At 74.7% G+C, this 13,220-nt stretch carries 9 protein-coding genes and 1 pseudogene; 3 read left to right on the top strand and 7 right to left on the bottom strand.

Annotated features, from left to right (window positions below; translation table 11 throughout):
* On the top strand, window positions 1-982 hold a 982-nt coding region (locus GA0115242_RS28505; protein WP_237549357.1), incomplete at its 5' end, for an RNA polymerase sigma factor.
* Between the two features lie 78 nt (window positions 983-1,060).
* Here the strand turns inward: GA0115242_RS28505 and sucD are convergent.
* The 7 genes from sucD to GA0115242_RS28470 form a co-directional block, all read right to left on the bottom strand.
* Entirely contained in the window at window positions 1,061-1,945 is an 885-nt protein-coding gene (gene sucD / locus GA0115242_RS28500) for a succinate--CoA ligase subunit alpha (protein ID WP_093833476.1), read from the bottom strand.
* Between the two features lie 28 nt (window positions 1,946-1,973).
* A complete protein-coding gene (sucC, locus tag GA0115242_RS28495) occupies window positions 1,974-3,152 on the bottom strand; it encodes an ADP-forming succinate--CoA ligase subunit beta (RefSeq protein WP_093833474.1) in 1,179 nt (392 codons plus the stop codon).
* 801 nt (window positions 3,153-3,953) lie between these two features.
* Entirely contained in the window at window positions 3,954-4,601 is a 648-nt protein-coding gene (locus GA0115242_RS28490; RefSeq protein ID WP_093833472.1) for a hypothetical protein, read from the bottom strand.
* A 144-nt stretch (window positions 4,602-4,745) separates the two neighbouring features.
* Entirely contained in the window at window positions 4,746-5,900 is a 1,155-nt protein-coding gene (locus GA0115242_RS28485) for a hypothetical protein (protein ID WP_141721778.1), read from the bottom strand.
* A gap of 253 nt (window positions 5,901-6,153) precedes the next feature.
* A complete protein-coding gene (locus GA0115242_RS28480) occupies window positions 6,154-7,359 on the bottom strand; it encodes a vWA domain-containing protein (RefSeq protein WP_370672326.1) in 1,206 nt (401 codons plus the stop codon).
* Between the two features lie 104 nt (window positions 7,360-7,463).
* Complete coding sequence (locus tag GA0115242_RS28475; RefSeq protein ID WP_093833468.1) at window positions 7,464-10,028, bottom strand: DUF5682 family protein; 2,565 nt, start codon at window positions 10,026-10,028, stop codon at window positions 7,464-7,466.
* Window positions 10,029-10,058: 30 nt separating this feature from the next.
* Window positions 10,059-11,246 carry an ATP-binding protein gene (locus GA0115242_RS28470; RefSeq protein WP_093833466.1) on the bottom strand — a complete coding sequence of 396 codons (1,188 nt, stop codon included), beginning with the start codon at window positions 11,244-11,246 and terminating at the stop codon, window positions 10,059-10,061.
* Window positions 11,247-11,379: 133 nt separating this feature from the next.
* Between GA0115242_RS28470 and GA0115242_RS28465 the strand changes: the two genes are divergently transcribed.
* The gene (locus GA0115242_RS28465) at window positions 11,380-12,723 is read left to right on the top strand and encodes an SWIM zinc finger family protein (RefSeq protein ID WP_093833464.1); all 1,344 of its coding nucleotides are present in this window, start codon (window positions 11,380-11,382) and stop codon (window positions 12,721-12,723) included.
* Window positions 12,724-12,769: 46 nt separating this feature from the next.
* Window positions 12,770-13,220, top strand: a pseudogene (locus tag GA0115242_RS28460) (hypothetical protein); the annotation flags it as partial.

Below are 13,220 nucleotides of genomic sequence, written 5' to 3'. Positions count from 1 at the left end.
CCGGGTCGTCCGGGCCGTCGGGTCGTCCGGGCCGTCGGGCGCCGTCGCGCCGGGTGGCGCCGGGGCGGTCGATCCGGACGCCGAGCCCGAACTCGAATTCGACCTCGAAGTGGTCCTGGCGCCCGAACCCGTGCCGGTGGCCGCCCTCGCGGCGGAACCGGCGCCCGCCGCCGAACCCGTCGAGGGGCTGACCGCCTCTCAGGCGTTCGACGCCCTCTACGCGTTCTGCGCCCCGGCGCTCGTCCGGCAGACGTATCTGCTCACCGGGCGGCGCGAACTGGCGCGGGAGGCGGTCGAGCAGGCGTTCCAACAGGCGTGGCAGCGCTGGCCCGAGGTGGCCGTCGACCGGGACCCGGCCGGATGGGTGCGGGCCAGGGCGCACGAGTACGCGCTCTCCCCCTGGCACCGGTTCCGCCCCCGCTACCGGCACCCCGAACCGCCCCCCGCGGACGCCTCGGCCCGCACCCTGCTCACCACCCTCCAGGCGCTCCCGGCGCCGTACCGCCGCACCGTCCTGCTCTACGACGGCGTGGGGCTCGACCTGCCGGAGACGGCGGCCGAGACGGAGGCGAGCACACCGGCCGCGGCCGGACGGCTGATGCACGCGCGCGAGCGGATCGCCGCGCGGCTGCCCGACCTCTCCGACCCGGTGGTGCTGCACCAGCGGCTGGCCGAGACGGCGTCGGCGGAACGGCTGCGGGCGGCGAAACCGCCCTCCGTGCGCCACGGCAGCGAGCGGCGGGCGCGGTTCTGGACGCGGGCGGCGATCGCGTTCACGGTGGCGCTGATCGGCACCACCACGCTCACCCTGCGCACGGCGCCCACGCACTACGAACCGCCGGTGGCACCCGGCGTCGAGGTGCAGGGCCTCCCGGCCAGGGTGGCGCAGGGGCCGCTGTCGGGCGCGGAGGTGGAGCTGCGCACGAAGCTCCGCGGCATCCCGGCCCACGGCCCGGAACGGCTGCTGCCCCGCGCGGAGTGACGGTGCGGTGCGGGTACGGCGACGGGCCCGCCCCCGGGGTGGGGGCGGGCCCGTCGGTGCCCGGACGGTGGGGCGAGGTCAGCCGGCGAGGATCTCGCGGGCCAGCTTCGCCGTCTCGGTCGGGGTCTTGCCGACCTTGACTCCGGCGGCCTCCAGGGCCTCCTTCTTCGCCTGCGCGGTGCCGGAGGAGCCGGAGACGATGGCGCCGGCGTGGCCCATCGTCTTGCCCTCGGGCGCCGTGAAGCCCGCGACGTAGCCGACGACCGGCTTGGTCACGTTGTCCTTGATGAAGGCCGCGGCCCGCTCCTCGGCGTCGCCGCCGATCTCGCCGATCATCACGATCAGCTCGGTGTCGGGGTCGTCCTGGAAGGCGGCCAGGGCGTCGATGTGGGTGGTGCCGATGATCGGGTCGCCACCGATGCCGACGGCCGTCGAGAAGCCGATGTCCCGCAGCTCGTACATCATCTGGTAGGTCAGCGTGCCGGACTTCGAGACCAGGCCGATGCGGCCCGGCTTCGTGATGTCGCCCGGGATGATGCCGACGTTCGACTGGCCCGGGGTGATGATGCCGGGGCAGTTCGGGCCGATGATGCGGGTCTTGTTGCCCTTCTTGCCCGCGTACGCCCAGAAGGACGCCGTGTCGTGCACGGCGATGCCCTCGGTGATCACGACGGCCAGCGGGATCTCGGCGTCGATGGCCTCGACGACGGCGTCCTTGGTGAACTTCTCCGGCACGAAGATGACGGAGACGTTGGCGCCGGTCTTCTCGATGGCCTCGGCGACCGTGCCGAACACGGGTACCTCGGTGCCGTCGAAGTCGACGGTGGTGCCCGCCTTGCGCGGGTTCACGCCGCCGACGACCTCGGTGCCGTCACCCAGCATCAGCTTGGTGTGCTTCTGCCCGGTGGCGCCGGTCATGCCCTGGACGATGACCTTGCTGTCCTTGTTGAGCCAGATAGCCATGGTGTGTTGGTGTCCTCGTCCTGAGTGCTTACTTGGCTGCGGCCAGCTCGGCAGCCTTGGCAGCCGCGCCGTCCATCGTGTCGACACGCTGCACCAGCGGGTGGGCGGCGTCGGTGAGGATCTTGCGGCCCAGCTCGGCGTTGTTGCCGTCGAGGCGGACGACGAGCGGCTTCTCGACCTTCTCGCCGCGGTCCTCCAGGAGCTTCAGCGCCTGGATGATGCCGTTGGCGACCTCGTCGCAGGCGGTGATGCCACCGAAGACGTTGACGAAGACGGACCGGACGTCCGGGTCACCGAGGATGATCTCCAGGCCGTTCGCCATGACCTGGGCGGAGGCGCCACCGCCGATGTCCAGGAAGTTGGCGGGCTTGACGCCACCGTGGTTCTCACCGGCGTACGCGACGACGTCCAGGGTGCTCATGACGAGACCCGCGCCGTTGCCGATGATGCCGACCTCGCCGTCGAGCTTGACGTAGTTGAGGCCCTTGGCCTTGGCCGCGGCCTCGAGGGGGTTGGCCGCGTCCTTGTCGTGCAGTTCCTCGTACTCGGGGTGACGGAACTCGGCGTTCTCGTCGAGCGACACCTTGCCGTCGAGGGCGAGGACGTCACCGGAGGCGACCTTCGCGAGCGGGTTGACCTCGACGAGGAGGGCGTCCGACTTGATGAAGGTGTCCCACAGCTTGACGAGGACGTGCGCGACCTTGTCGGCGACCTCGGCCGGGAACTTGGCCGCCGCGACGATCTCGCGGGCCTTGGCCTCGTCCACACCGTCGATGGCGTCGATCGGGGTCTTGGCGACGGCCTCCGGTCGGGTGGCCGCCACCTCCTCGATCTCCATGCCGCCCTCGACGGAGGCGATGGAGAGGAACGTGCGGTTGGCACGGTCGAGGAGGAAGGAGACGTAGTACTCCTCGACGATCTCCGGAGCGGTCTCGGCGATCATCACCTTGTGGACCGTGTGGCCCTTGATGTCCATGCCGAGGATGTCCGTCGCCCGCGCGACGGCCTCGTCCGCGGAGGCGGCCAGCTTGACGCCACCGGCCTTGCCACGACCACCGACCTTCACCTGCGCCTTGACGACGGACTTGCCGCCCAGGCGCTCGGTGATCTCGCGCGCCGCCTCAGGCGTGTCGATGACTTCACCGGCCAGCACCGGTACATCGTGCTTGGCGAAGAGGTCCCTCGCCTGGTACTCGAACAGGTCCACGCGCTTCCGTCCCTATCAGTGATCTCGCGGTTCGTTGGATGCGTGGGCGTGCCGCGAAGGGCAACGTGACGTCCGCATGGGTCACAGGGGAAGCGCACACGGTGTCCGAGGGCGCGGCATGTCCGCCTCGCAGGTTATCTCTGGTTTAAGGAGGCCCCTAAATCGCGAGTCACACCTGAGCGGTGATACCTGTCACATGATGCCGCGAGGGCTGGCACGCCGTGCCGGTGCTGGGACACGGGGAAGGGCCTCACCGGGTGGGGTCGACCCGGTGAGGCCCTCTGGTGCGGCCCCGGAGGACCGGGAGCCGGGGTCCCCACCCCAATGGGGACCCCGTGCTCCGTTTCCGCGACCTGCCGACCCGGGCGGAGCGACGGCTTTCGCCCGCCGGGGCCGGGATCGCGGAGCTGGGGGTGACGTCGCGCCAGGTCACGGGGTGACCGGGCGGACGGCAGGTGGTGCGCCGGGTGACCGCGTCCCCCGGGCGACCGGGCTCCCGGTGCCCGGGGTCCGGTTCCGGTTGAGGGGCCGCCTTGCCCGGTCGCGGGTGACCGCACCGGGAAGCGCGTGCCGGGCGCTCGGGGCCGGTACCGGGTGACCGGGCGGCCCGTGCCGGGGGTCCGGAGTCGGGCGGCCGCGGTGGGGCACGTGCGGCGGTCACGCCGGGTGGTCACCCGTTCGATCAGCGGGGGCGGTCACACCGGATGGACACCGTCGCTCGCGGGACCGGGCGACGGGCGCCCGCGGGGCCGGGCGACGAGGGTCAGCCGCGGGGGCGGTCGAGGGGGTCAGCCGCGGGGGTCAGTCGCGGGGGACGTCGGTCGCCGGGCGGGGGGTCGTGTCGCCGGGGGTCGTTTGGCTGGGGGCCGTTTCGCCGGGGGTCGTAGCGCTGGGGGTCGTTTCGCTGGGGGCCGTTTCGCTGGGGGTACTGCCGCCGAGAGCCCCCTCGCCGAGGGACCTGTCGCCGTGGGACTTGTCGCTGGGGGTCGTGTCGCCAGGGGACTTGTCGCCGAAGGTCTTGGCGCCCGCGGAGTTGTCGCCGGAGGCGCGGCCGCTCGCGGAGTTGTCACCGGAGGTCCTGGCGTCGGGTGCCGCGTCGAGCGCCTTGAGACCGGAGGGCTTCGTGCCCGGAAGACTGCGGAGGCGGCCCGGAACGCCGGGGACTGCGTGGGCCTTCGCCCGCGCGGCCCGGGTCGCCTGGATGACCCGGGCGGCGGCTATGCCCTTGAGGCCGAGCCCCGTGCCGAGGGCCGACCGAACGGCGTCGGCTTCGGTCCCGGCGGGGACGGGAGCGGGGCGGGCGGCGCGCGCGGCACGGGCGCCCAGGATGACCCGCGCCGCCGCGGTGCCCTTGGAGCGGCCGGTGACGTCGTCCGGACGGAGGGCGTGCTCGACGCGGGAGTTCCGGTTCGGGCGGACGGCGTCGTTCAGGGCGGTGTTGTCGTTCATGGCGTGCGTCAGATCCTTGGCTCGCGACGGGGTTCGGGGCATTTCCGGCGTCCACCACCCGCCCTCGGCACGGTCCGGCCCGCGTCTGCGGGAACGGTCGCCGAGGTCGGTCAGGAGGGCGCCGGGCGAAAGGAAATGCCTGCCCTAAGCGGGGGAGACGGGGATGTCCCGGTACCGGTTCCGGATCTCGGCCACGTCCTGCGGGGCGAGGGCCCCGCGCGCCAGTCGCACCGGCGCCAGCCGGTCCACGGCGACGGCGTGCGCGTCACCGTGCGCGTGCCGGGAACCGGCGGCGTCGACGACCGCGCGGCTGCCCAGCGCACCCCCCGGCTCCCCGCCGGGCGCCCCGCCCGGTGCCTGCCTGACCGGCGCGTACACGGCACCGGCGACCCGCTGTCCGACGGCCCGCGTCAGATGCCGCTCGATGTCACCGCCGCCGCCCGCGAACACCGGCCCGTACGCCACCGTCCGCACGGCGGCACCGGCCGACGCCGGGTGCCCGTCGCCGTCCCCGGCCGCCCGACCGGCGTCGGCGGCACTCGGCTGCGACGCGGACGGCGACTGCCCCGGGAGACCGGGGAGACCCGGGAGCGCGGGGAGGGTCGGCAGGGTGACGGGCAGCGTCGGCAGCGACGGGAGTCCGGGCGAGGACGGCAGCGTGGGGAGGGTGGGGAGCGTGGGTGTGGTCGGCTCCGCCGGTGACGTCGGCAGCGTGGGCCACGCCGGGAGACCGGGCAGCGAGGGCAGCCCGGGAAGCGCGGGGAGCGCCGGCAGCGCGGGAAGCGCGGGGAGCGCCGGCAACTGCGACAGGATCGGCAGCGCGGGCAGCTCCGGGAGCGAGGGCAGCGCCGGGAGTGCGGGCAGCGCCGGGAGTCGGGGAAGCCGCGGGAGTCCGGGGAGGTCCCGGTGGGGCTCGGTGGCTTCCGGGAGCGCGGACAGCTCGGGGAGTCCGAGAAGTCCGGGGAGCGACGTCGGTGTCGAGGCCGTTCCCCCGGCCGTCTCCGCAGCGGCCCCTCCCGCGGCTTTCCCTTGTCCGCTCCCCGTCGCCGTCGCCTTCGCCGCCGTCTTCGCGGCCGTCACCGTAGGGCCGTGGTGCGGTGGGTTCGCCTTGTGCGCCGTCGGGTGGACGAGCGCGCCGGTCGCCGGGTGCGGTACGAGCGCGGAGGCGCGCGGCAGCGCGGGTCCCTCCGCCGCCCGCGCCTGCTCCCCGCAGAGGAACCCCAGCGCGAACAGTCCGCCGACCAGGAGAGCGACCTGGGGCACGCGTCGCCCGGCCGCCGTGCGCAGAACGCGCGCCACGGCACCGAGGAGAGCGGCTGGCGAGGTCAAGGCGGGCGGATCCTCCGTGGGGCGGGCCGCGCCGGGAAGAAGTCGGCGCGGGCGCGGGGGGACGGTGAGGAGAAGGTGAGGGTCGTGCGGGGTCAGCCTCGCACGACCCTCCCGAGGGTGCGCAAGCCCGCCGTTACCGATGGGTATCCATGTCCGTGTTTGGGCCGGTGCCCCCGGTCGCCAGGTCGACAAGTCGCCTGCGGGCCGGGGGCGTCGGGATCTCTCAGACGGTCTCGGGAACCGGCAGCGGACGCTTCTCTATCGCCGCCGCCATCACCTCGGGGAAGAGGTCGGGCGTACAGGCGAAGGCCGGTGCCCCCAACTCGGCCAGCGCGGCCGCGTGTTCACGGTCGTAGGCCGGTGCGCCCTCGTCGGAGAGCGCCAGGAGCGCCACGAACTGCACGCCCGACGCCTTCATGGCCGCCACCCGCTTCAGCATCCCGTCGCGTATGCCGCCCTCGTAGAGGTCGCTGATCAGCACGACCACCGTGTCCGCGGGCCGGGTGATCTGCGACTGGCAGTAGGCCAGCGCCCGGTTGATGTCCGTGCCGCCACCCAACTGCGTGCCGAACAGGACGTCGACCGGGTCGTCGAGCTGATCCGTGAGGTCGACCACCGCCGTGTCGAAGACGACGAGTCGCGTGGAGATCGTCCTCATGGAGGCGAGCACCGCTCCGAACACCGACGCGTAGACCACCGACGCCGCCATGGATCCCGACTGATCGATACAGAGGATGACCTCCTTCTTGGTGGACTGCGTGGCCCGCCCGTACCCGACGAGCCGCTCCGGCACGATCGTGCGGTACTCGGGCAGGTAGTGCTTGAGGTTGGCCGCGATGGTGCGGTTCCAGTCGATGTCGCGGTGGCGCGGCCGGTTGATCCGCGCGCTGCGGTCGAGGGCGCCGGTCAGAGTGGCCTTGGTACGGGTGGCGAGCCGCTTCTCCAGGTCCTCGACGACCCTGCGCACGACCGCCCGCGCCGTCTCCTTCGTCGTCTCCGGCATCGCCTTGTTGAGGGAGAGCAGCGTGCCGACGAGGTGCACGTCGGGCTCCACCGCCTCCAGCATCTCCGGCTCCAGGAGCAGCGTGGACAGCCCCAGCCGGTCGATGGCGTCGCGCTGCATCACCTGGACGACGGAGGACGGGAAGTACGTCCGGATGTCCCCGAGCCAGCGCGCCACGGACGGCGCGGACGCCCCCAGTCCGGCTGAGCGGTCCCGCCCGCCGCGCCTGCCGCCCTTGCCGTCGCCGTCGCCGTAGAGCGCGGCCAGCGCCGCGTCCATCGCGGCGTCCCTGCCGGTCAGCGTGCATCCGGTGCCGTCGGCCGCCTCCCCGCCGAGCACCAGCCGCCAGCGCCGCGCCCGCTCCCGAGCGGCCTCGTCCGAGCCGTCCAGGTCCTCCACTCCGTCCAGGTCGTTCCTGCCGTCCACGTCGATCCCCCGTCCTTCCTGTGCTCCCCGCGTTCCCTGTCCGGCCTGTCCCCCCTGTCCGGCCTCTCCGCCCTGTTGTCCGTCGGTCCCGGCAGGCGGCGACGTCATCTCCCCACCCCCGTCAGGTACCCGGCGGCGCGTGCCGGCGCTCCTTCTTCTCCGTCGTTCCGCTCCGCTCCCCCTTCGGTGAGGCCGAGCAGCAGCCGCACCACCGGCAGGACGGCGACCGCGCGGCCGGTGTCGGGTTCGGCGGCGAACCCGGGGGTGCGGTGCCCGGCGGCCGCGGCCCGCTCGGTCCGGCGGGGGCCGCGGCCGACCAGCTCGCCGAGGGTGCGCCGGACGCCGGACTCGTACGCGGAGAACGTCCGCCGCAGCAGCGGCAGTACGTCGGTGAACGCCTCCGCGGGCACCGCCGTCAGCCAGGTGTCGACCAGGCCGAGCAGCCGCTCGTCGTGGACGAGGAGCATCCCGCCGCCCGAGCCGCCGCCGACGAACCCCTCGATCCACGCGGCGGCGTCCGTGGGCGCGGTGCCAGGCGACAGCACGAGCCCCATGAGCCGCGCCGCCTCCTCGGCCGCCAACTCCCCCTCGTCGAGCAGCAGTCGGACGGCCCGGCCGCGGATCACCCCGGGGATCGTGTCCCGCGCGGCCAGCAGCCGCAGCACCCCGCGCCATCTGGTCCGCAGCGCGGCCCCGCCGGGGACGGTGGCCGCGTCGTCCGCGTCGCCCAGCAGGCCCAGCGCCGCGTGCACGGCGTCGACATGGCCGCGCATCTCCTCGGCCGCGTCGGCGTCCAGGGCGGCGCAGGCCGGGGGCAGCCCGACGAAGATCCGCTCGGCGAGACCGGCCGCGACCTCCGCGAGGGCGCCGGTGCCGGTGCCGCGCACGTCGCCGTACCGCAGCGAGCGGACCAGGGCCGGGAGCGCCTGGGCGAGGTGGCCGACGTCGGCGTCCAGGGCGGCCCGGTCGGTGAGCACCCGCATCACCACGGGCAGCGCGTCCGGCAGGTCGGCGAGCAGGCAGCGCTCGGCCAGCCCGGTGACGTCGGCGAGGCCGGGCGCGGCGACGGCGTCCGCCTCCGCCTTGGCCGTGGCGGCGCCGAGCACGGTCGTGCCCCACACCCCGGCCTCGGCGACCCGCACCGCCAACTCCGGTTCCCAGCGCAGCCGCCAGGTCTCCCGGAAGGTGCCGGTGCTGCCCCGCGAGGCGACCGGCTCGCCCCACCCGACGCCCAGCAGCCGCAGCCGGTGCAGCAGCCTGCCGCGTCCGGCGTCGATCTCCTTGCGCAGGTCCAGCTCGATCTCCCGCTCCAGCGCCTCGGGCTTGAGCCGCAGGGTGCGCCGCTGCCGGTCGAGGTCCCGCTGCAACGGCACCGCGGGCGCCCCTTCCGGCACCTCCCCGATCACGTCCCCGACCACCAGCCGGTCGTGCACCAGGGCCAGCGGGACGTCGGAGCCCTCGCACATCACCGCGCGCACCGCGTCGGTCGTCTCGCCGAGGCCGGGCAGCGGGCGGCCGCGCATCGCGGCGAGCGTCTCCGCGAGCCGGACCGCCTCGATGACGTGCGCCGAGGAGACGATCCGGTCCTCGTCCCTGAGCAGTCCCGCGACCTTGGTCATCCACCGCACGACCGGCCGGTCCCGGACGCCGAACAGATGGCCGTACCAGCCGGGCGACTCGATGCCCGCGCCGTACCCGCTGGCCCGCGCCAGCCTGCGGTGGGTCCAGGGCACCCAGGTCATGTCGGTCTTCACCTTGGGCAGGCCCTTCAGCAGGGCCCGGTCGGCGCTGACGGTGGACCGGCGCCGCAGCGCGGGCACGTGCCAGGCCCCGCACACGACGGCCACGCCGTCCGCCCCGAACTCGCGCTGCGCGGCGCGCACCTGGAGCCGCATGTGGGCCTCGCGGACGAGATCCCGCTCGTGCCCGCCGCTGCCGTACACCTCCCGGAGCGCGCCCATGGCCTCCTCCAGGACGAGGAACGGCGCGAGGGCGTCGTCGTCGGCGAGCCCCCGGTGCTCGACGACGTCCTCCCACCAGCGCTCGGGGTCGTCGTACCCGGCGGCGCCGGCCAGGACGGCGAGGGGGTCGACCCTGACCCGCCCTCCGTCGTCCCCCGTGTCGCCGTCCCGGCCGTCCGCTCCTCCCCCGCCGTCGGCCTCCCCGGCCTCGCCGCGGCCCCCCGGACCGTCCTCCTCCCCCGCAGGGCCGTCCCCCGCCGCAGCTCCCGGCCCGCCGTCCGCGCAATCCTGCTCCGGCTCCTGGCCCTGCCCCTGCCCCTGCCCTGCGGATTCCTTCTCCGTGCCCGGTTCCTGCTCCTCGTCGGCGCTCTGCCACGCCAGGGTGTGGGCTGCGGGCAGGTCGATGAAGCGGGCCGGGACGCCGTGCTCCAGGGCCCAGCGGAGGGCGACCCACTCCGGTGAGAACTCGGCGAACGGCCAGAACGCCGAGCGCCCGGGTTCGTCGACCGCGTGGGCGAGCAGCGCGACCGGCGGGCGCATGTCCGCGTCGGCGGCCAGCGGGACCAGCGCGTCCGCCTCGGGCGGTCCCTCGATGAGCACGGCCAGGGGCCGCGCGGTGTCCAGCGCCGCCCGTACCGCGCGGGCCGAACCCGGCCCGTGGTGCCGCACCCCGAGCAGCAGCGGCCCTCCGCCGTCACTCCCCGCCATGTCCGCCGCCTCCGCTCCTCGGTCCGCCGGTCACGCGCTCACCTCGCGGCAGGCGCGGTAGAAGTCCGTCCAGCCGTCCCGCTCGCGGACGACCGCCTCCAGGTACTCCTGCCAGACCAGCCGGTCGGCCGCCGGGTCGCGGACGACGGCGCCGAGGATGCCCGCGGCGACGTCCCCGGCGCGCAGCACGCCGTCCCCGAAGTGCGCGGCCAGCGCCAGGCCGTTGGTGACGACCGAGATCGCCTCGGCCGTGGAGAGCGTGCCGCTGGGCGACTTCAGCTTGGTGCGGCCGTCCGACGTCATGCCGTCGCGCAGCTCGCGGAGGACGGTCACCACCCGGCGGATCTCCGTGGCGCCGTCCGGCACGCCGGGCAGGTCGAGCGAGCGGCCGATCTGGTCGACCCGGCGGGCGACGATGTCCACCTCCGCCTCCACGCTCTCCGGCAGCGGCAGCACGACCGTGTTGAAGCGGCGGCGCAGCGCGCTGGAGAGGTCGTTGACCCCGCGGTCGCGGTCGTTGGCCGTGGCGATCAGGTTGAAGCCGCGCACCGCCTGGGTCTCCGCGTTCAACTCCGGTATCGGGAGCGTCTTCTCGGAGAGGATCGTGATCAGCGAGTCCTGGACGTCGGCCGGGATCCGGGTCAGCTCCTCGACCCGGGCGGTCATCCCCTCCGCCATGGCCCGCATGACCGGGCTGGGCACCAGGGCGTCGCGGCTGGGGCCGTGGGCGAGCAGTCGGGCGTAGTTCCAGCCGTACCTGATCGCCTCCTCCGGGGTGCCCGCCGTGCCCTGCACGATGAGGGTCGAGTCGCCGCTGACCGCCGCCGCCAGGTGTTCGGAGACCCAGGTCTTCGCGGTGCCCGGCACGCCGAGCAGCAGCAGGGCGCGGTCGGTGGCGAGGGTGGTGACGGCGACCTCGACGATGCGGCGCGGCCCGATGTACTTCGGCGTGATCACCGTGCCGTCGGGCAGTGTGCCGCCGAGCAGGTAGGTGGCCACCGCCCACGGCGACAGCTTCCAGCGCACCGGGCGCGGGCGGTCGTCCTGGGCCGCCAGGGCGGCGAGTTCGTGCGCGAACGCGTCCTCGGCGTGCGGGCGCAGCGCCTCGGTCCCGGTCGTCTCCGCCGCTCGCGGGTCCGCGGCGGCGTCGCTCCGGTCCGCGGGCGCGGAGCCGCTCCCCCGCGCTTCCGCGGATGTCGGTTCTGTGGACACAGACATGGCTGAGGCCCCCTCCAGCTCGGCCGGTTCGGATCTGTGTCCCACCGTGCACCATGGCACTGACAATCCGTTCTGACCTGCGAAAACGCCGTCGCGAGGCCGATTGTCAGTGGTGGGTCCTACCTTCGATGTCATGACTCAGCAGGGGGTGCGCTGGACGGCGGATCAGGTGCTGGCACTGGCGCCTGATGCCCCGTCACGCAAAGCGGGAAGCAAACTGGGCGCGGCCGGGCCGTGGTCCGGGGCGGGAAGCACGGACGAAGGGGCGGTGTGGGGGCTGTGCAAGGGCAGCGGGAGCAAGCCGTACCAGACGGTCGTCGACCTCGCGGACCCGTCGGGACCGGCGTACAAGTGCAGTTGCCCGAGCCGTAAGTTCCCGTGCAAGCACGCGCTCGGGCTGCTGCTGCTCTGGTCGGGCGAGGACGCCGCGGTACCGGCGGGGGCCCCGCCGGACTGGGCGACGCAGTGGCTGGAGGGGAGGAGGAAGAAGGCCGAGGAGAAGAGCGCCGGTGCCCCGGCCGGGTCGGGTGACCCGGAGGCGGCGCGGCGGCGGGCGGAGCGCCGGGCCGAGCGGATCACCGCGGGCGCAACCGAGTTGGAGCAGCGGCTCACCGATCTGCTGCGCGGCGGGCTGGCCGGAGCGGAACAGGCCGGGTACGGGCTCTGGGAGGAGACGGCGGCCCGGATGGTCGACGCCCAGGCCCCCGGACTCGCGTCCCGGGTGCGGGAGTTGGGGGCGATACCGGCGTCCGGGCCGGGCTGGCCGATGCGGCTCCTGGAGGAGTGCGCGCTGCTGCACCTGCTCGACCAGGGGTGGCTGCGCCGGGCGGAGCTGCCCGAGGGCCTCGCGGCGACGGTCCGCTCCCGGGTGGGCCTGCCCGGGGCGACGGAGGAGGAGTCCGTCCGGGACACCTGGCTGGTCCTCGCCCAGTACGACACGGCGGACGCCCGGCTGACGACCCGCCGGATCTGGCTGCACGGCACCGGCACGGACCGTACGGCGCTGCTCCTCTCCTACGGCGCGGCGGGCCGCACCCCGGAGCTGGCGCTGCCGGTCGGGCTGGCGCTGGACACGGAGGTGGCCGCGTACCCGGGCGCGGGACAGTACCGGGTGGCGCTGGGCCGGCAGTTCGGGCCGCCGGTCCCGACCGACACCAGACCTCCCGGGGTGACGACGGAGGCGGCGGCCGCCCGGTACGGCGAGGCGCTGCGCGACGATCCCTGGCTGGAGTCGGTCCCGGTCACCCTGGGCCGGGTGATACCGACCCCCGACGGCGACGCCTGGCAACTGGCCGACGCCGACGGGGACAACGCCCTCCCGCTCACCCCCGCGGCCCGCTCCAGGCCCGGCTTCTGGCGCCTGGTCGCGCTCTCCGGCGGGGCCCCGGTCCGGGTGTTCGGCGAGTGCGGCCACCAGGGCTTCACCCCGCTGACCGGATGGCCGGAAGGCCCGGGAGAGCCGGTCCGGCTGTGCTGACCGACCACCCGCACCGACCCGCGGCCACGCCGTCGAAGGGACGCCCATGAACACGAGGACGCCGACCACGCCCCCGCCGGGGCCCGCGCACACCGCGCACACCACCGAGCCGCCCGACACGTCCGGCGCGTCCGGCGCACCCGCACCCGCGCCCGCAGCACCCGCACCTCACGACACCGGTGCCACCGCCACCGCTCCCGGCTCCAACGCCATGCGCGACGCCAGCGGCAGCAACGGCAACGGCAACGGCAACGGCAACGGCAACGGCAACACCCTGGCGGCGGTCGACGAGGACGGCGGAAGAGTCTCCGCTCCCACGCCCATCGGCTCCGCCACCGCTCCCCCGTCACCTTCCGTCGACTGGGAGGGGCTCGTCACCGTCGCCCTGCTCGGGACGGAGCGGCGGCCCCCGCAGGGGCTCGGGGCGGTGAGCGGCCGGGAGGCGCCGGTCGCGCTGCTGGACGCGGCGGCGCTGGCGACCGTGCGGCGCCGGGCCG

Source organism: Streptomyces sp. SolWspMP-5a-2 (assembly GCF_900091845.1).
Lineage (GTDB): Bacteria > Actinomycetota > Actinomycetes > Streptomycetales > Streptomycetaceae > Streptomyces > Streptomyces doudnae.
The sequence above is the reverse complement of the archived record's forward strand: the minus strand, read 5'-3'. Positions and strand labels throughout refer to the sequence as shown.

What these genes read in the sequence shown, in the direction of transcription:
- GA0115242_RS28490 (WP_093833472.1), bottom strand. Translation starts at nt 4,601, where the DNA reads ATGAACGACAACACCGCCCTGAACGACGCCGTCCGCCCGAACCGGAAC.
- sucD (WP_093833476.1), bottom strand. Translation starts at nt 1,945, where the DNA reads ATGGCTATCTGGCTCAACAAGGACAGCAAGGTCATCGTCCAGGGCATG.
- GA0115242_RS28465 (WP_093833464.1), top strand. Translation starts at nt 11,380, where the DNA reads ATGACTCAGCAGGGGGTGCGCTGGACGGCGGATCAGGTGCTGGCACTG.
- GA0115242_RS28470 (WP_093833466.1), bottom strand. Translation starts at nt 11,246, where the DNA reads ATGTCTGTGTCCACAGAACCGACATCCGCGGAAGCGCGGGGGAGCGGC.
- GA0115242_RS28475 (WP_093833468.1), bottom strand. Translation starts at nt 10,028, where the DNA reads ATGGCGGGGAGTGACGGCGGAGGGCCGCTGCTGCTCGGGGTGCGGCAC.